19 protein-coding genes and 1 tRNA gene are annotated in these 16,778 nt (G+C 41.0%); 13 read left to right on the top strand and 7 right to left on the bottom strand.

All coding sequences use genetic code 11. From position 1 onward, the window contains the following. Positions 1 to 107: 107 nt before the first annotated feature. From V7K25_RS01550 to V7K25_RS01540, 3 genes are all read left to right on the top strand, one after another. On the top strand, positions 108 to 1,028 hold the full coding sequence (locus V7K25_RS01550) for a TIGR04168 family protein (RefSeq protein WP_335154451.1): 921 nt from the start codon (positions 108 to 110) through the stop codon (positions 1,026 to 1,028). A 131-nt stretch (positions 1,029 to 1,159) separates the two neighbouring features. Then, positions 1,160 to 1,244: transfer RNA gene (locus tag V7K25_RS01545), tRNA-Ser, on the top strand. A gap of 89 nt (positions 1,245 to 1,333) precedes the next feature. Next, on the top strand, positions 1,334 to 1,522 hold the full coding sequence (locus V7K25_RS01540) for a hypothetical protein (protein WP_335154449.1): 189 nt from the start codon (positions 1,334 to 1,336) through the stop codon (positions 1,520 to 1,522). A gap of 112 nt (positions 1,523 to 1,634) precedes the next feature. Here V7K25_RS01540 and V7K25_RS01535 read toward each other — a convergent pair whose 3' ends face one another. Then, entirely contained in the window at positions 1,635 to 2,978 is a 1,344-nt protein-coding gene (locus V7K25_RS01535; RefSeq protein WP_335154447.1) for a GTPase, read from the bottom strand. Positions 2,979 to 3,187: 209 nt separating this feature from the next. Here V7K25_RS01535 and V7K25_RS01530 point away from each other — a divergent pair, with 209 nt between their 5' ends. Further along, positions 3,188 to 3,454 (top strand): FitA-like ribbon-helix-helix domain-containing protein, encoded by a 267-nt coding sequence (locus V7K25_RS01530; protein WP_094330234.1) that lies wholly within the window; start codon positions 3,188 to 3,190, stop codon positions 3,452 to 3,454. Next, positions 3,451 to 3,861, top strand: coding sequence for a type II toxin-antitoxin system VapC family toxin (locus tag V7K25_RS01525; RefSeq protein ID WP_335154446.1), 411 nt, complete (start codon positions 3,451 to 3,453; stop codon positions 3,859 to 3,861). Before V7K25_RS01530 ends, V7K25_RS01525 begins: the two co-directional genes overlap by 4 nt. Here the strand turns inward: V7K25_RS01525 and V7K25_RS01520 are convergent. Both V7K25_RS01520 and V7K25_RS01515 read right to left on the bottom strand, forming a co-directional pair. Continuing rightward, entirely contained in the window at positions 3,774 to 4,205 is a 432-nt protein-coding gene (locus V7K25_RS01520; protein ID WP_335154444.1) for a helix-turn-helix domain-containing protein, read from the bottom strand. The two genes, V7K25_RS01525 and V7K25_RS01520, sit on opposite strands and share 88 nt — an antisense overlap. Before the next feature lie 93 nt (positions 4,206 to 4,298). Further along, entirely contained in the window at positions 4,299 to 4,607 is a 309-nt protein-coding gene (locus tag V7K25_RS01515; RefSeq protein WP_335154442.1) for a type II toxin-antitoxin system HigB family toxin, read from the bottom strand. Positions 4,608 to 5,022: 415 nt separating this feature from the next. On the opposite strand from V7K25_RS01515, the gene V7K25_RS01510 reads away from it, so the two are divergent. Continuing rightward, a complete protein-coding gene (locus V7K25_RS01510) occupies positions 5,023 to 5,289 on the top strand; it encodes a FitA-like ribbon-helix-helix domain-containing protein (protein ID WP_094330234.1) in 267 nt (88 codons plus the stop codon). Next, a complete protein-coding gene (locus V7K25_RS01505) occupies positions 5,286 to 5,744 on the top strand; it encodes a type II toxin-antitoxin system VapC family toxin (RefSeq protein WP_335154441.1) in 459 nt (152 codons plus the stop codon). The genes V7K25_RS01510 and V7K25_RS01505 overlap by 4 nt, the downstream gene beginning before the upstream one ends. Positions 5,745 to 5,873: 129 nt before the next feature. Here V7K25_RS01505 and V7K25_RS01500 read toward each other — a convergent pair whose 3' ends face one another. After that, positions 5,874 to 6,740: an aldo/keto reductase gene (locus V7K25_RS01500; protein WP_335154439.1), complete on the bottom strand. Its 867-nt coding sequence runs from the start codon at positions 6,738 to 6,740 to the stop codon at positions 5,874 to 5,876. Positions 6,741 to 6,901: 161 nt separating this feature from the next. Here V7K25_RS01500 and V7K25_RS01495 point away from each other — a divergent pair, with 161 nt between their 5' ends. Beyond that, positions 6,902 to 7,663: a hypothetical protein gene (locus V7K25_RS01495; RefSeq protein WP_335154437.1), complete on the top strand. Its 762-nt coding sequence runs from the start codon at positions 6,902 to 6,904 to the stop codon at positions 7,661 to 7,663. A 306-nt stretch (positions 7,664 to 7,969) separates the two neighbouring features. Continuing rightward, positions 7,970 to 8,239, top strand: coding sequence for a DUF3146 family protein (locus V7K25_RS01490; protein ID WP_372726526.1), 270 nt, complete (start codon positions 7,970 to 7,972; stop codon positions 8,237 to 8,239). 52 nt (positions 8,240 to 8,291) lie between these two features. On the opposite strand, the gene V7K25_RS01485 is transcribed toward V7K25_RS01490, so the two are convergent. The 3 genes from V7K25_RS01485 to ntcA all read right to left on the bottom strand — a co-directional run bounded on the left by V7K25_RS01485 (position 8,292) and on the right by ntcA (position 11,195). Then, positions 8,292 to 8,741 carry a pre-16S rRNA-processing nuclease YqgF gene (locus V7K25_RS01485; RefSeq protein ID WP_335154435.1) on the bottom strand — a complete coding sequence of 150 codons (450 nt, stop codon included), beginning with the start codon at positions 8,739 to 8,741 and terminating at the stop codon, positions 8,292 to 8,294. A 123-nt stretch (positions 8,742 to 8,864) separates the two neighbouring features. Continuing rightward, complete coding sequence (locus V7K25_RS01480) at positions 8,865 to 10,355, bottom strand: DUF3084 domain-containing protein (RefSeq protein WP_335154433.1); 1,491 nt, start codon at positions 10,353 to 10,355, stop codon at positions 8,865 to 8,867. Between the two features lie 168 nt (positions 10,356 to 10,523). Then, positions 10,524 to 11,195: a global nitrogen regulator NtcA gene (gene ntcA / locus V7K25_RS01475; RefSeq protein ID WP_017652326.1), complete on the bottom strand. Its 672-nt coding sequence runs from the start codon at positions 11,193 to 11,195 to the stop codon at positions 10,524 to 10,526. Positions 11,196 to 11,577: 382 nt separating this feature from the next. Here ntcA and fabI point away from each other — a divergent pair, with 382 nt between their 5' ends. The 4 genes from fabI (at position 11,578) to V7K25_RS01455 (ending at position 16,198) form a co-directional block, all read left to right on the top strand. Then, entirely contained in the window at positions 11,578 to 12,354 is a 777-nt protein-coding gene (fabI, locus tag V7K25_RS01470; protein WP_335154432.1) for an enoyl-ACP reductase FabI, read from the top strand. A gap of 86 nt (positions 12,355 to 12,440) precedes the next feature. Beyond that, positions 12,441 to 13,082 carry an imidazoleglycerol-phosphate dehydratase HisB gene (gene hisB, locus V7K25_RS01465; protein ID WP_335154430.1) on the top strand — a complete coding sequence of 214 codons (642 nt, stop codon included), beginning with the start codon at positions 12,441 to 12,443 and terminating at the stop codon, positions 13,080 to 13,082. A gap of 153 nt (positions 13,083 to 13,235) precedes the next feature. Next, positions 13,236 to 14,219, top strand: a complete 984-nt coding sequence (locus V7K25_RS01460) for an ABC transporter ATP-binding protein (RefSeq protein ID WP_335154428.1) — start codon at positions 13,236 to 13,238, stop codon at positions 14,217 to 14,219. A gap of 506 nt (positions 14,220 to 14,725) precedes the next feature. Continuing rightward, positions 14,726 to 16,198, top strand: coding sequence for a polysaccharide biosynthesis/export family protein (locus tag V7K25_RS01455; protein ID WP_335154426.1), 1,473 nt, complete (start codon positions 14,726 to 14,728; stop codon positions 16,196 to 16,198). The last annotated feature ends 580 nt before the right edge of the window (positions 16,199 to 16,778 follow it).

Raw genomic sequence — 16,778 nt, 5'->3', positions numbered from 1 at the left:
TCAATTATAGTAGTTTTTACCAAAAATAGTGGACGGTTGATATTTTGGGGTTGTGTCCAAATCGGGCTGAGTTTCATATCCTGGAGATAGACGGCAAGGAAAGTGGCATGACCAGTCAGAAAACTCAATCGATAAACCTCAAAATTGCTGTAGTTGGAGATATTCACGACCAATGGGAAGTGGAAGATGGCGTTGCACTCAAGCATTTGGGTGTTGACTTAGTGCTGTTTGTTGGGGATTTTGGCAATGAATCGGTGGAAGTGGTCAGAGCGATCGCATCTCTCGATATTCCCAAAGCAGCCGTGATGGGCAACCACGATGCCTGGTACACCGCCACCGAATGGGGACGCAAAAAGGCTCCTTATGACCGCTCTAAGGAAAACTGGGTACAGGAACAACTCGATTTATTAGGCCCGTCTCATGTCGGTTACGGTAAGTTGGATTTTCCCGCTTGGAATTTAACTGTAGTGGGGGGTCGTCCCTTTACCTGGGGTGGCCCAGAGTGGAAATTCGCGGAAATCTGTCAAGAACGTTACGGTGTGACGAGTTTAGAAGAATCCGCCGATCGCATCGTAAAAGCAGTCAAAAGTGCCGCTTACGAGACAATTATATTTTTGGGTCACAATGGGCCTAGTGGGTTAGGCGATCGCCCCGAAGACCCCTGCGGCAAAGACTGGCATCCAATTGGCGGCGATTTTGGCGATCCAGATTTTGGTGAGGCGATTTCTCAAGCCTTGACTGCTGGTAAAACCATTCCTTTGGTGACATTTGGTCACATGCACCGAGATTTACGCCATACCAAGAAGGTGCAGCGCAAACCCATCTTTAGAAGTCCAGAGGGGACAATTTACTTAAATGCGGCTAGTGTCCCCAGGATTGTGGAAAATGACAGCGAGAAGTTGCGTAATTTTTCCATTGTCACCCTAGAGGCGGGTGTGGTTTCGCAAGTTTCCCTCGTTTGGGTAGGGAATGACTTTCAGGTGGCTAAGGGGGAAATTTTGTACGAGCGATCGCGTATTGTGTCGTAGACATTCGCATCCAGTAGTGCAATCTGCGTAGATAATAGGGTATAGTATGATCTGTCAAGTTTAGTGCTAACCAACAAATGCGCCTGAATAGCGTCTAAAACTAGGATAAGCACAAGTTTGACAGATTTACTGGAGAGGTGGCAGAGTGGTCGATTGCGTCCGACTTGAAATCGGATGAGGCTAAAACCTCCGGGAGTTCGAATCTCCCCCTCTCCGTTGAATGAATGTTGTTATCAAGTACTACACCTGTTTTGCATCTACAATATATCCAAATTGATGCACAAACAGTATTTGGTTAACTACTGATGAAAAATCTCAACATTAAAGAAGAAGCCCACAAATTGATTGACAAGTTGCCAGAAAATTCCACATGGGATGATTTGATGTACCAAATTTATGTTCGGCAAACTGTTGAAGCTGGACTAGCGGATAGCAAAGCTAGTAATGTTATTTCTGTACAAGAAGTGCGGAAAAAATTTCGACTACCAGAGTGAACGTTTACTGGACAGCAACAGCAGTAGAAAATCTATCAGATAGATATTTATGCTTAGAGCCCTTTGATATAGCTAATTTTGCTGGAGTGGATAAATAGCTCAATAGTTTGCTTTACCAGCTAAATAGATCGCTAAAAAACTTTATCGTACTACCTATCGCACTATCTACTTTTTCGCCTACGTACTCTCCTGCTGCTTCACCTCCCCATTTTCCAACTTCTCTAAATTCCTCGACTTCTGTAACCATAGAAATTACGGCTCCAACCGCAGAACCTATTGCTCCGCCTATATTTTTTAAAATTGGAATAACACTAAATAATTTTTCTTTAATAGACTCTTTTTGCCTAGCATCAAACTCAACTTTTTTCTCTGTAGAGCTTTTTTGTGAATTATTACTACTCAATCTTTGGACTGTTGCTAATAAAAAAGGGATAGTACCGCTTTCAGATATCCTTACAAATACTTTTGTATAAAGTTCTCCAAGCCATTTGTTTCCATCTGGAGTTGTTTCATTTTTATTATCTACTGCTACGGATGGAATATTGTTAGCTATCTCATACCCCGCATACGTTGCTATTGCTTCTTGAATATCCTCTGTTCTTTCTTTCAAATCAACTAAATAATCATCAGCCTTGTCCGCAAAAGTAAATACGATAACCGCGTGTTTCCAAATTTCTACTCCCAATGCTTCTGAAATTAGTTTTATTCCGTTTAATTCATCACTCCTTATTCTCGTTTCATAAATAGGTGTAACAAACCATAACAAGTCAATTTGCTTTACCTTGGATCTTATCAGTTCCAAGTAATTTTGATCATTTCCTTTCTCTGGATGATCATCACATAGACCAGGAGTATCAACAACTGTAAAATGAATTCCATTGATTTCATTTTCGTGATAGTTAACATCCATTGTTGTAGGTTTGCGACGGCTAGTTGGCGCTACTTCTTTACCCATTAATGTGTTAATAGTACTGGACTTTCCAACTCCTGTGCGACCAACTAAGAGAAATACGAACTTTTTATTACGAGATATCTGTAGCGTTTCAATTAAAGAGCTAAAATAATCACTAAATACTGAAGATAAAGACTCTTTGCCATTTACAATAGTTAAATCTAGTTTTTTCTTAAAATCCTCAATCCAACTATTTATATCTTTACTATTTACTTCATTTTCTGATGTTGGGAGTTTATTGTTAATATAATTAACAGCGTGTTGAACTGTGGCAAGTTTCTCAACATCTTCATCAGGTATTTCAACATCAAACTCTTCTTCCAATGCCATAATTATTTCTATTGCCACTAATTCATCTCCAGAAATTGAAAATCCCCAATAACGACATGAAGAATTAGAATTTGGTTCAATCAATGGAAAATCAAAAGTAATATTTTCGTGTTCAATAGATAAATATTCAGCAACTATAGCTTGAATTTTATCAAATATTTCCTGACGATTCATATATGAGTTATATAGTAATTTATATGTATTATCAGCCTGGACATTGGAAATAAAATCCTTATAAATACTGAATTTTATACAAGTGTTTTTATGTAAGACATCTCTAAGCAATATTTGCATCTCAATCCTTAGCAAAAAGCTTTGCGATCGCTCTCCTTTTTGCTTGCATTATGCTATCATTTTGATAAATTCTACTTTGAGGTAAAGCGATGGCTACCCTTTATGTAAGAAATTTACCCGATGATTTGTATGCAAAACTGCAAGAGTTAGCGGCATCTGAACACCGTTCCATTAACGCCCAAGTCATAACTCTGTTAGAACAAGCTTTAAAAACTGAAGCACAGCAAACAGAAGAAGAAAGACGAAAGAATGTGCCAAAACTTTTAGAGGAAATCCGTCTTCGCCGTGAAAAACTACCAACTGATATCGAATGGCCTGACAGCACTGCCATGATTAGAGAAGATCGGGACAGATGACAATTCCTCTTAGGTGCGTTTTGGATGCCAGTGTGTCCGTTAAGCAATTTATTCCCGATCCGCTAACAGCTAAGGTTAATCAACTGTTTGCTCACCTTGCCTATCCCCAGACAGAAATCTTTGTACCTGACCTGTTTTACATTAAGTGTGCAAACGTTTTGTGGAAGTACGCTCGTGCAGGTAGTTACAATGTTTCTTTGATTCAGGGGAATTTAGCTAGTCTCAAAGCTTTCCCTTTGCGTGTTGTCTCCACTGCTGATTTGATGGCGGATGCAGTTGCGATCGCCTTAAATTATGGAATCTCCGCCTATGATGGCTCTTATGTTGCACTTAAAAAATCTCTGTCTAATGGATTCTCTGGGAAGAATACAGCAACTGAAAGATTGAAAAATTCTGCAAGCTTTTGAATGTGTTCAACCGTTAATTTACGCTTGCCTTTAAGTACATCAGAAACAATTGACTCCGTTTTAAAAATAGGAACTAAATCCTTTTGTTTAAGATTCAATTCCCCAATTAAAACTTTGAGCAGTTCTACTCCATAAATATCTGGAACCAAATCCTGTTTTGATTCGTATTCATAAATCAAAATTCCCAGTAAATTCAAATAGTCTTCTTCTGACTCCGTTAGTTCCCCTTTATCAAGTAGACTATCGACAACTGCTTGAGTTTTTTCTAAATCTTCTTCATTTTTTATAGGGCGCGGGGGGAAATATGTAAGTAATTCTGTGTAACTGGTGTGATGATGTAACATTTGTTCATTATAGAATTAGTTGCTTAATTATTAGGACTAAGATTGGTAATACACCAATCTTAGTTTTACCTAATTGATAGCTTCTAATTAGTGCTAGCTATCAAACCATTCGTCATTCTTCCATTTGTCTCTATCGTATTCTGCATGAGTCAGAAACTCACGAATATATATAACTTTGGTTTTATAGTTAATGCAGGTTATTAGCCTATATTTATTTCCTCCAATATCAAAAATGACGAAGTTTTTTACTTGGTCAGGCGCAAAAATAGAAGTAGCTTTGACATCAGTAAAACTATTCCAGTCTTGCACTTTTACAAGCTTCTTCCAGGCTCGTATGCTAGGTTCAGCATCGGGGTGCTTTTCACAAGCTTTATTAAGTCTGGTTTCTGTAATAATCCGCATATATAGGGTTTTCCTTTATTGTTGATAAAATACATGAGCTTCATCTCCTGATTGTGTGAACTACAAAAATTGAAAACCTTAATAATAAGGCTTGAAATAATCTTAGCAAATTGCGAAGTAAAGCACAAGTGTTTGCTTTATGAGTATTTTTACTTTACTAATCGGTGCAACGGAAATTGCAACGTTCATCAATGCAAAAAGCAGTGCAACCACAGTGTGCGATCACTAGCTCTCCCGATTGACCTTTAACCCTTAATTGAGTTGTCGTTGACTAACTGCTAACTTCCGACTTCAACGTGCAGTGCTGCCACCACCTGCCGCCAATTGCGTACAAAATCGCCTGGCGATCGCCCCACTCCCCCCTTCTGCTTGCATTATGCTATCATTTTGATAAATTCTACTTTGAGGTAAAGCGATGGCTACCCTTTATGTAAGAAATTTACCCGATGATTTGTATGCAAAACTGCAAGAGTTAGCGGCATCTGAACACCGTTCCATTAACGCCCAAGTCATAACTCTGTTAGAACAAGCTTTAAAAACTGAAGCACAGCAAACAGAAGAAGAAAGACGAAAGAATGTGCCAAAACTTTTAGAGGAAATCCGTCTTCGCCGTGAAAAACTACCAACTGATATCGAATGGCCTGACAGCACTGCCATGATTAGAGAAGATCGGGACAGATGACAATTCCTCTTAGGTGCGTTTTGGATGCCAGTGTGTCCGTTAAGCAATTTATTCCCGATCCGCTAACAGCTAAGGTTAATCAACTGTTTGCTCACCTTGCCTATCCCCAGACAGAAATCTTTGTACCTGACCTGTTTTACATTGAGTGTGCAAACGTTTTGTGGAAGTATGCTCGTGCAGGTAGTTACGATGTTTCTTTGATTCAGGGGAATTTAGCTAGTCTCAAAGCTTTCCCTTTGCGTGTTGTCTCCACGGCTGATTTGATGGCGGATGCAGTTGCGATCGCATTAAATTATAAAATCTCTGCCTACGATGGCTCTTATGTTGCACTTTCACAGCAGATAGGTGCTACTTTGTTGACTCTCGACGGTAAGCTGGTGAAAGCCCTAGCCGCTTCGTCTTACAATGTTTCCTCATTTAATGACTTCGAGGTTCCGCCGTTGGAGTCAATGTAGAAGCGATCGCCTTTCCTCTTACCATATATTCAACCCCAAAGTATTGGATGAGACTAAACATCTCGATACATCAGGGTTGGGGATGAGGTTCAGACTGTATTACACCGAAGTGAGAATCGCTTGGAATGATTAAGTTGCCTGATCAATTTTTTGCACTTCATCATCAGATAGTTTCACATTGATAGCTTGTGCTGAGTCTTCAATGCTAGAAACCTTGCTAGCACCAGGAATTGGCAAAATAACGGGCGACTTGGAACGCAACCACGCCAAGACGATATTATATACTGACACGCCTTTTTCTTTAGCTAAGTTAGCGATCGCAGGGATATCTTGTAAATCCTGATGGCGACGTCTACCACCAAAAGGACTCCAAGGCAAAAAGGTTAATCCTTGTTGTTCGCAATACTTCAACACGCCGTCATTTTCTGGCTGTCGTTGCCAAGGGCTGTATTGATTTTGCACCGAGACAATATCCACTACATCCTGCGCCCGCTTAATTTGTTCAACGGAAAAGTTAGAAACTCCCACAAATCGAATTAAACCTGCCTCGACTGCTTCTTTCACAGGTGCAAGGGATTCTTCGATTGTGTACTTAGAATCGGGCGAATGGTATTGCCAAACATCAATGGGTTTAGCACCACCCAACGCCTCAAAGCTGACTCGAATTGTTTCGCGTAAATGTTCTGGGTTGCCGTTGCTTGTCCAGTTACCATTGGGACGCATCAAACCGCCCTTCGTTGCCACAATTACTTGGCTAACATCGCCTTTGTAACTAGTAAGCGCCTTGTGAATTAGTCGCTCGTTGTGGTGCTTATCTGACTCATCTTTGCAGTATGAATCGGCAGTGTCAATCAATGTGATACCCAGATCCAAGGCCCGATGAATAACTTGGATTGATTCCGATTCGGGAGGGCGATTAGAAATTGACATGGGCATACCACCCAAACCAATCGCACTCACAAAGATTCCAGTTTTTCCTAGCTGTTTGGTTTCCATGCTTCTAGCTCTAGCTTTCTGCCCCAATTATCTACCACCTAGCCAAAGCTTGTTTAGCGATTCATCATAAATCCTCCCTAGTACTTAGACTTAGCGATCGGTGAATGGATTAACAAGGGAATACTCTACTTAGGGGTTAAGTATTCTATACACAAACACTGATGAAAATTATTGAGGAAACTCGTACTAGATTACAGCTAAAGCATCAACCACTCAGATATTGGTTCATCGGGTGGTGCCTTTTTACTGTCTGTTTAAGCTTTTTGATTTACTGCTTATTTTTTGAGTCTGCTTCAGTTAGAATAACTTGCGATCGCCTCTCCCAAAATCAAATTAATTGTGAATTGAGGCGGTTTAATTTGCTGGGAAGCATGGAAAAACTCAAAATGTTTGATCCTCAAGAAGCATACATTCTTACAAGGACTGGTAGCAAAGGGGGAAAAACTTATCAAGTTATTATTGTGACTTCACTTCGAGATTTTGCCCTCCTATCAAATGTTAGCTATCAAGAGAATCAAGAAATTACCTCTAAAATCAACGATTTTATCAATTCTGGGCAAACTTCCCTATTAGTGCAGCAAAATCAGCGCGATTATCTATTTTTCTTAAGTATCTTTATATTGATTGTGATGGCGATCACTGCTTTTTTTGCAACATCCCCTGTAACTACCTGTACCTTCTATAAAAGTATCAATAAGGTATTTATCGAACGTAAAAGTTTGCGTGTCAACGAAATTATCGAACATCCACTAGAGAATATTATGAGTTTTGATATCCAAGAAAAGCAATTTAAATCCTCTAAGCTTTATCGGGCTGTAATTGTAGTTAAATTCTTCAAGGAAATTCCAATTAACCCACAATATACTGATGAAAGGAGTGTCAGATATGCAGTTTCTAGGATACAGTCATTCCTAAAATCTTAATAAAAATTACCCGCACTACTTACCAGTGTGTTCATAGACGAAAGTCACAGATCGCTGACTTTAGCATACAAAATTGAGGATTTTGTTTATCACGAATGATTTAGGATTGCTATACAGACACGGAACGCCGAGATTAAGTAAGTTTGAGTCACTTTTAACTGAAATTTTACAGCATCCTCGATTAGTGCAATTCTTGCTCAACTACAAATACTCACTTTGTCAGTTTATCTATTTAAGCTATTTTGGTAAATAAAATAAGAAGCCAGCCTAATGTGAGCGGCTGTTATTCTACACTTGACATAAAGCATTGTGAGTGCTAAAAGACGACTGCCAGAAACCATTGCCCATGTCAGAATCACCCGCCAATCCTGGCAACACGGCTTCCTTGAGGGTGAAGTGAGTGCAGGTGAGTTTGAGTGGCATTTCCAGTGGCATTTTCGCCGGGGAGAACTTGCCGTCAAGCCTTCCCAAGGCCGCGCCTTAATCAAAGAACCCCTCGGTCGATTTTTGGAGCAACAAGATTATCAGCTAGAGCCGGGAGGAGATTATGCTTTTACTATTCGGGCGGAACTTTAAAAGTTAGGAGCTATTCAATTTTGGATTTTGGATTGGAGAAAAAATCTAAAATCTAAAATTGGCTGACTGCTGATTCAGTGAGGCGATTTAAGTACCTTTCGATTAAGAGGATGGCAACAATGTCATCTATCGGTCTTGGTGGCTGTCGTAGACCCTGTGGCAATAGTTTTATTAACCCTTTGGGCGGGAACATTTGCCAATAGCGATCGCGTGCTTCTAAGGTTGTATACCGCTCATCTACTAAAATAATACTCAGAGGTTCTGTCAATTCCTGATATAATTTCTCTCTCCACTGCTTGGCTGTAGTTTGGTCGCCCATCACCATCAAAGAGATAGGAAACTGCCGTAGTGTCTCAATGGTAGCGATCGCCTCTTTTGCTAGCACGACCTCATGGTAATATAGTTGCCGATCCAGTCCCATCACCGCTAAACCACACTTATCCCGACCTGGATCAAACCCCAAGATGACTGGTTGCCTTGGTGAAAATTTAGGGAAATTCATAATAAATTAAAAATTAGAAATATTGACGTAGCATCTCGTAGAGAATAAATGTAATTACAGCAACTATTTTGACTGCTGTTCAATATGTTTAAATCTTACTAATAACAGTGTGCAAATAATGTTTTAAGTACTAAAAATAATTTGTCCGTTGACTATTGCCACTAATTTTACTCTCAATGGGCCGGCTGTATAAGTGTCCTCTGCTGCGATCGCTTTAATCTCCAATGGTTGATTGTACTGTCTTAATTGGCTGACAAAGCGTAAGAAAGTCCCTTCTACTTGCACATCTTCGACAATTCCGGCATTACGGGCCCGAAATTGGGAAGCAGAAATCAGTATTTCCAGTCGCTGCTGTAATTGATAAGATGTCATGGTTTTGGAATCAGCAGTCGTTGTAGCCAGTACTGCGCCTCCCGAAAAAACCAGTTGATTACGGGCTGTATCGGCAAAAAATTCTATCTGCTTTTCTCCTCTGACGTAATTACCAGCCGAGAAAATCCGTACCACGTATTCTTGACCATCGCCAATCGGCTTGCTCAATTGGTCAATCCTATCCTGGGTTAAGCGCAGTAGCTCTACATTTGCAGGATTTGCCCCAGGCTCACTTAATTCGAGGTTGGCGTTGCGATTGGCTTCTTGTAAAAGTTGTATCACTGCCTGACGAGCAGCAGCAGGTTGGGTAACACGAATTACAGCAGCAGCCAGAACTTGACCGCGAACTAAGGCCAGCTTACCTAGACGCAGGTCGCGGTAAGACTGATAATATTTTTCCAACCTGGCAACTTCCATTTCTAGTTGCTCCTGTTGTGCTTCTAAGTCTTTGAGGCGTGATTCCCGTGTGGCAATCACTTGCTCTCGCGCTGCAACTTCTACATTACGCTTTTGAATCAATTGATCGAGTTGGGAGATTTTTTGATCGCGCACTTCTATAGCTTCTTGGCGATTAGCAAGTTCGCGATCGCGTTTTTCAATTGCTGTTTTGGCTTCGTCAATAGCTTTTTTAGCTTCAGCGTACAATCGTTGACGTTCTGTTTTCAGTAGTTCAACTGCCGCTTGTAGCTCCTTTCTCTGATTGTAAACACTTTGCAATTCAGCTATAGCTTTTTGGTACTGAGGTACAACTTGTTCTAGCTGACTTTGTGTGCGTTGGAGTTGAGTTTGAGTTTGAGCTTGTTGACTAATGGTGCGGTTCAACTGAGCTTGTGTTTGGCGTTGTTTGGCATTGGCCGCCTGCAAATATTGATTAATTACCTGCAAGTCTTGTTGTGCTTTTGTTTGGGCAATCCTTGCTTGGTTTAGCTCGCTCTCTACCTGACTTTTTTGAGTTTCTGCGGTTTTTAGCTGTTCCCGCTTCTGTCTGAGGTCTGTTTGAATATCTTCTAACTCAAAGACTCCCTTTCGCAAGCCTTCGTCGGCAGCGAATAAAATTCCTAAGGTTGATGCGGAAATCAAACCACCCGTAAAAATAGTTACTAGTACAGCAGTATTTTTTGGACGAAGGTTAAAAAGTGAGAGGCGGGCTTTGCCAACTCGTGTGCCGATGCGATCGCCCACGGTTGCAATTACGCCTCCCAGGATTAAAATTGCTGCGATGAGGATGTATCCGGTGGTCATCTTTAGCTACCGAAATCCTTCCAGATACAGCCTACTACTTTTAAGCATTGTCTGGAAAGAAGTGGAAATTGGCAATAGCTGAAATTACTCAATTTTAGATTTACCTCTAGCTATTAGTGTCATTTTTCAAAATAGAACACGCGCCGATTCCCCTTTCTCCAATTGATTTTATGTGAATTGCCTACTTAAGGTAACAGGTTTGTGCACAGTAATTTTCTTTTTGTGGATAGAAATCATCTTTTTTTCACGCAAATCACCTAGCAGCCTAGTAACGGTAACACGAGTTGAACCAATTGCCTCTGCGATCGCTTGATGAGATAACTTCAGATCAATTGTGATCCCATCTGCACAAGGAACTCCAAAATCCCGACAAAGAATTAGCAAAAAACTCACCAACCTAGAACCCATATCTCGGTGAGCGAGAGTTTCAATCATCATCTCTGTCTGTAAAATGCGCGAAGACAGACCTCGCAGCATTAACATTGATAATTCTGGATTTTCCTTGAGTGCTTGCTCCACTTGTTCAATTGGTGCTGACAGTAATTCCGCAGGCGTAAATGCAACCGCATGGTAAAACCGATCCGACTTATTTCCTGTCAGCAATGACAATACACCAAAAACACTATTTTCCCGCAGCAACGCTACCGTTATTTCCTCTCCTGCCTCGTACACCCTGGAAAGTTTAACAGCACCCTTCAAAAGAAAATAAACTCGTTCGGCAGGATCGCCAGGAAAAAAGATCGTTTTATTGCGTTCAAACGTTTCCACAACTGGCGGAAACGCCCCGGTCGCCATCTGACGAAATACATTTGCTAGGGCTTTATCTTGTGTCACGATCATCTCCCTTCCCCTACCCAATGCCGGAAAAACAAAAACTGATTACCTAAGAATACACCCGAAAAATGAATAAAGCACCGTCAACCTTTCTGTACTTTCCTATACTCAAACTAATCTCTTCATAACTCTTTGTTTATAATGATACATAATTGTTGATCCTTTCAGCTACAAATTGTTGATAAGTACTTCCAATAGCTGTATTAAAAAGGGTTTTTTAAAGAACAAATAAAGTTATTTCGGGAATATCTTTAGGAAAAATCAAGATTTTTACATGCAGCAAACACTCTTACCAATATTCATTTTTGCAAATCCTGTATAAAACAAAGACAAAACGTGCGTCAGATTCTAGTATGCTCCTAAATGATTGATCGCATTAACAATTTATATGCTAAATCTGACTGGAAAAAATGCCCTTGTTACAGGTATTGCCAATAACCGCTCGATCGCCTGGGGCATCGCCCAACAGCTGCATAAAGCCGGAGCAAACCTGGGTATTACCTACCTACCCGATGAACGCGGCAAGATGGAGAAAAAAGTTGCGGAATTGGTAGAACCCCTAAACCCCAGTTTATTTCTTCCCTGTAATGTCCAAAATGATGAACAGATTCAATCTACCTTTGAGACAATCCGCGAAAAGTGGGGAAAGCTAGATATCCTCATCCATTGTCTTGCCTTTGCCAGCAAAGATGATTTGACTGGAGATTTTAGCCAAACTTCTCGTTCTGGCTTCAACACCGCCTTAGAAATTAGTACCTACTCGCTGGTGCAGTTAAGTGGTGCAGCTAAACCTTTGATGACAGAGGGAGGTAGTATCGTCACCCTCACATATTTAGGCGGTGTTAGGGCAATCCCTAACTATAATGTCATGGGAATTGCCAAAGCTGGCTTAGAAATGAGTGTACGTTACCTAGCCGCCGAACTAGGGCCACAAAATATCCGCGTCAATGCCATTTCCGCAGGCCCCATCCGCACCTTGGCATCTTCAGCAGTGGGTGGGATTTTGGATATGATTCATCATGTAGAAGAAGTGGCTCCCCTACGACGCACCGTAACTCAGCTAGAAGTGGGTAACGCTGCCGCTTTCTTATGTAGTGATTTGTCTAGCGGCATTACCGGACAAATTCTATATGTAGATGCAGGATATGAAATTATGGGAATGTAAGATAATTTGGGGAGTGGGGAGTAAGTGAAGAATTATTCTTGCCGATTCCCTATTCCCCATTCCCCATTCCCCACTCCCCACTCCCCATGCAAACAACCAATCGCCAAGTTAATTCAAACTACGACCAGTCAACTAAAACCCCTCGGATTGCTACTGTTCACCGCACCACTGGTGAAACCAATGTGCAAGTTACCATCAATCTGGATGGTAGAGGAACTTGCACCGCAGCAACTGGTATTCCGTTTTTAGATCACATGTTGCATCAAATTGCCTCCCACGGGCTGATTGATATAGATGTCCAAGCCAAGGGAGACTGGGAAATTGATGACCATCACACCAACGAAGATGTAGGTATTACCTTGGGCCAAGCCTTTAACCAAGCACTAGGCGACAGAAAAGGTATTGTCCGCTTTGGTAATTTTCTTGCGCCACTGGATGAAGCTTTAGTTCAGGTAGCGCTAGACTTTTCTGGACGTCCTCACCTCAGTTACGGCTTACAAATTCCTACTGGGCGTGTAGGAACCTATGACACCCAACTCGTGCGCGAATTTTTTGTGGCACTTGTGAACCATAGCCAAATGACACTGCACATTCGGCAACTGGATGGCATTAATTCCCATCACATTATTGAAGCTACATTTAAGGCATTTGCGAGGGCAACCCGGCTGGCGGTGGAAATTGACCCTCGCCGTGCTGGTCTAATTCCCAGTTCTAAAGGCGTTTTGTAAAGCTAGCCAGAATTACTTGCCAGGACTAATATTTTTAGTGTTCATTCAGCTAATCTGTTTACGATAATTGACACACAGGTTAGTGATGGTTATTATCAGCCTATCCGGTAACTTGTAATTAGTGCCAAGCTGGTAATTAGTAATTGAACCGAGATGAAGTCTGTTGCAGATGACCCTGATTCTCAACTTAATCCGACGGACACTCCGCCAGTAGTCCTGACTTCTGAGTTGCGAAAAGTTTATCGCACTGGTTTTTGGCTAAATCAAAAAGTCGTATCTCTCAAAAACTGTTCTTTAACAGTTTATAAAGGTGAAACCTTTGGGTTGCTGGGGCCAAACGGTGCTGGTAAAACCACCCTTTTAAAATTGTTGCTGGGAATTATTCGCCCTAGCTCTGGACGGGGATTATTATTGGGTAAGCCAATAGGCGATCGCACTATCAAGCAACATATCGGCTATCTGCCGGAAAATCCCTATTTGTATGACTATCTCACTGGCTGGGAATTTTTGCAGCTAGCAGCCGGCCTATTCCAAATTCCCCAAAGCGTGCAACGCAAACGCATTCCTCAACTGCTGGAATTAGTGGGTTTATCCCAAGCTGATGCCCGTAAAAAGCTGCTGCGTCGCTATTCTAAAGGAATGCTACAGCGTGTTGGCATGGCACAGGCGCTAATTAACGAGCCAGATTTGGTTTTTTTGGATGAACCAATGTCTGGTCTTGATCCTGTCGGACGCTACCAAATGCGAGAAATTATCTTGGCACTAAAAGCTGCTGGTAAGACTATTTTTTTCAACAGCCACGTTCTCAGTGAAGTAGAACAGATTTGCGATCGCATTGCCATCCTCTCTCAAGGTGAATTAATTTGCTCTGGTTCCCTCAATGAACTCTTAGGCAGAAACAACACATATCATGTCAAAGGTCAAGGTGGTGACTGGGAAATTCTTAAAAAATGGATACCCACTCTCAGATTTGAACCTGATGGTTCCTGGCAAGGTACGCTACAAGACGATTACTATGATTTTCTCGCCAGCCTTCGTCTCATGGAAGGTAAAATTATTGCCATGAACTTGTCGCGTTACTCCCTAGAAGAGTTTTTTATTCAACAAATCCAAAGAAAAAATGACTTACTGAATTAGGGTTCCTGCTTATTGCCAAATAGAAAATTTTGGGTTAACTTGAGGAGCAAAACTAAACTTTATGCCTTTTTGAGTTCATCTTGCTGAAGCCAATCGGTAAAGAATTAAATTCCGATTTCTTGTTAAGGTGATTTTTATTTATTGAATGAACTTGTTCATAATTTTGGTACTCATAGTAAATTTTAAACCGCAGTTTAAATGTCATAAAATTGACTTTTACAAGAAAATTTTATTCGTCACTGCCTTGTTTTTTAACAAATAATTTATTAGAGCAACTATGTTTATTTGCAAAAGTCCCTAATGTTTTTTTATAATTTCTATATCAAATTTGCTTAACTTTAAATTAACTTCACTAAAAATTCAAATTTAACAAACAAATTTCCTCCGGAAAATGACACTTTTCGAGGAAAATAAGAGTGTCGGGGAACTTGAATATTTAGGTATAGTCCAAATAAAAATGTTTAGACAGTACATTATTGATTGTAGTTTCAGAGTCTCAGGTAAATATGCTTAATACAAGTTTGTTTAAATTCCTAACTCAGCCAGTTGTGGGTGTGGCTTTGTTAACTGCTGTCAATGCCGTTGTGCCATTTGCCAGTTTAGCTCAGGGACAACCATTACCACCAACAACACCAACACAAACCACATCAACACAATTAGATACTAATTATTCATTAGGAGGCGGCGATCGCATCCGTGTAAATGTATTTGAAGTACCTGAATATACAGGCGAATATCAAATTCCCCCAGGTGGAGCCATCAACCTACCTTTAATTGGCAGTGTGCCAGTCCTCGGTCTAACAACTGAACAGGCTGCTGACGAAATTGCCAGAAGATATGCTCGCTTCCTCAAACGTCCCTTGATTTCAGTCAATTTGTTATCGCCTCGTCCTATCAATGTTTTCGTTGCCGGAGAGGTGACACGTCCAGGAGCTTACACTCTCAGCTTGAGCGGAGGCGCAGGAGACAATCCAGGTGTACAATACCCCACTGTATTAGCCGCATTGACAACAGCACAGGGAGTAACCTTGGCTGCGGATGTGACTCAAGTTCAATTACGGCGTAAATTAGGACGCTCCTCAGAGCAAACCGTCAGTATTAATTTGAAGGAACTCATCCAAACAGGCAGGTTATCACAAGATATTACCTTGCGGGATGGAGACACTATAGTTGTGCCAACTGCAACCAACTTCAACGTGGCAGAATCCCGCAATATATTTGCATCTAACTTTGCCGCTAGCCAAACCACACCCCGCACAGTAACAATTATTGGTGAAGTTAACCGTCCCGGTTCATATCTTGTCACCCCAGCTAATACGGATGCACAAGGGGGGGGCGCAACCACTAATAGTGGCACTGCTTCTCCCTCTGGTCTACCAAATGTGACGCGGGTAATTCAATTAGCAGGGGGAATTACAGCACAGGCTGATGTTCGTAATCTAAAGCTACGCCGACCTACAAGAACCGGCTCAGAACAAGCTATAGATATTAATCTTTGGCAATTATTGCAGAGCGGTGACGCCAATCAAGATATTATTGTGCAAGACGGAGATACAATAGTTATTCCAACGGCAACTGAAATCAACCCCGCAGAGGCCACTCAATTAGCTACCACTACTTTGTCTCCTACACGCATTCAAGTTGGTGTAGTAGGTGAAGTTAAAAAACCAGGGTTAACAGACGTTCAGCCGAATAGTTCCTTAAATCAAGCGATACTCGCTGCTGGAGGATTTAATGATGCCAGAGCTAGTAGTAAAGCTGTTGATTTGATTCGCCTCAACCCTAATGGTTCTGTCACTAAACGTATAGTAAAGGTGGATTTCTCGGCTGGGATTAATGAGCAAACTAATCCCATACTCCGCAATAATGACGTTGTAGTAGTCAATCGATCTGGTTCAGCTAAAACTGGCGATACCATAGGTACTGTAACTGGGCCTCTAGGTGTTATCTTTAGTCTTCTGAACTTGTTCGGACTCTAGTTTAAGATACAGATGTGAATTGGGGGCGTTAGTCAAATCTCTCCGTCCCCAAAATTACACTAAGTATAAGTTACAGCTCTATACTTAAGAGTTAAGATAGCGCTACTTAATCATTTGTGAGAGATAAAAAGTTGAAAAGCTTATAAATAAGTATTTCTATCTCTGTATATTTGTATATTTTCGCGATTTAATTTGGATTGCTATAGAAAAGAACTATAGACATAGACTCATAATGGCAGTTTTAAATTAACTCTTGTACTGCCTTTTGAGAGCAAGAATAAGTAAGTGGGCGTGAATAATTAAAGGTTTGTACTAAGCGGCTTTAGCCATATTTTAAGGGTTGGAGCCGCTTAGTAGCAGCAAATTGAATGAATTTTACATTACGTAACATAGTTTTATTTATTCTTGCCCATTTACTTAAATGATGCGTTTAAATATGACGCACAGAGCCGTACTCTTACAGAGAAGCAAGCTATGCAACGCGTCTCTTATTCCAAAGAAAAACTTCTAGGTTAGAGAATAGCTGTTCTTGTACTCCTATGGGACAAGCTACGCAGCCTCAGCCACAGGATAAGACTAG

This window comes from Nostoc sp. (assembly GCF_036919495.1).
Classification (GTDB): Bacteria; Cyanobacteriota; Cyanobacteriia; order Cyanobacteriales; family Nostocaceae; genus Nostoc.
This window is presented reverse-complemented; position numbering and strand designations above follow the sequence as displayed.

Coding starts and splice junctions, on each gene's coding strand:
- V7K25_RS01550 (WP_335154451.1), top strand. CDS start 108: ATGACCAGTCAGAAAACTCAATCGATAAACCTCAAAATTGCTGTAGTT.
- V7K25_RS01540 (WP_335154449.1), top strand. CDS start 1,334: ATGAAAAATCTCAACATTAAAGAAGAAGCCCACAAATTGATTGACAAG.
- V7K25_RS01535 (WP_335154447.1), bottom strand. CDS start 2,978: ATGAATCGTCAGGAAATATTTGATAAAATTCAAGCTATAGTTGCTGAA.
- V7K25_RS01530 (WP_094330234.1), top strand. CDS start 3,188: ATGGCTACCCTTTATGTAAGAAATTTACCCGATGATTTGTATGCAAAA.
- V7K25_RS01525 (WP_335154446.1), top strand. CDS start 3,451: ATGACAATTCCTCTTAGGTGCGTTTTGGATGCCAGTGTGTCCGTTAAG.
- V7K25_RS01520 (WP_335154444.1), bottom strand. CDS start 4,205: ATGTTACATCATCACACCAGTTACACAGAATTACTTACATATTTCCCC.
- V7K25_RS01515 (WP_335154442.1), bottom strand. CDS start 4,607: ATGCGGATTATTACAGAAACCAGACTTAATAAAGCTTGTGAAAAGCAC.
- V7K25_RS01510 (WP_094330234.1), top strand. CDS start 5,023: ATGGCTACCCTTTATGTAAGAAATTTACCCGATGATTTGTATGCAAAA.
- V7K25_RS01505 (WP_335154441.1), top strand. CDS start 5,286: ATGACAATTCCTCTTAGGTGCGTTTTGGATGCCAGTGTGTCCGTTAAG.
- V7K25_RS01500 (WP_335154439.1), bottom strand. CDS start 6,740: ATGGAAACCAAACAGCTAGGAAAAACTGGAATCTTTGTGAGTGCGATT.
- V7K25_RS01495 (WP_335154437.1), top strand. CDS start 6,902: ATGAAAATTATTGAGGAAACTCGTACTAGATTACAGCTAAAGCATCAA.
- V7K25_RS01485 (WP_335154435.1), bottom strand. CDS start 8,741: ATGAATTTCCCTAAATTTTCACCAAGGCAACCAGTCATCTTGGGGTTT.
- V7K25_RS01480 (WP_335154433.1), bottom strand. CDS start 10,355: ATGACCACCGGATACATCCTCATCGCAGCAATTTTAATCCTGGGAGGC.
- ntcA (WP_017652326.1), bottom strand. CDS start 11,195: ATGATCGTGACACAAGATAAAGCCCTAGCAAATGTATTTCGTCAGATG.
- fabI (WP_335154432.1), top strand. CDS start 11,578: ATGCTAAATCTGACTGGAAAAAATGCCCTTGTTACAGGTATTGCCAAT.
- hisB (WP_335154430.1), top strand. CDS start 12,441: ATGCAAACAACCAATCGCCAAGTTAATTCAAACTACGACCAGTCAACT.
- V7K25_RS01460 (WP_335154428.1), top strand. CDS start 13,236: ATGAAGTCTGTTGCAGATGACCCTGATTCTCAACTTAATCCGACGGAC.
- V7K25_RS01455 (WP_335154426.1), top strand. CDS start 14,726: ATGCTTAATACAAGTTTGTTTAAATTCCTAACTCAGCCAGTTGTGGGT.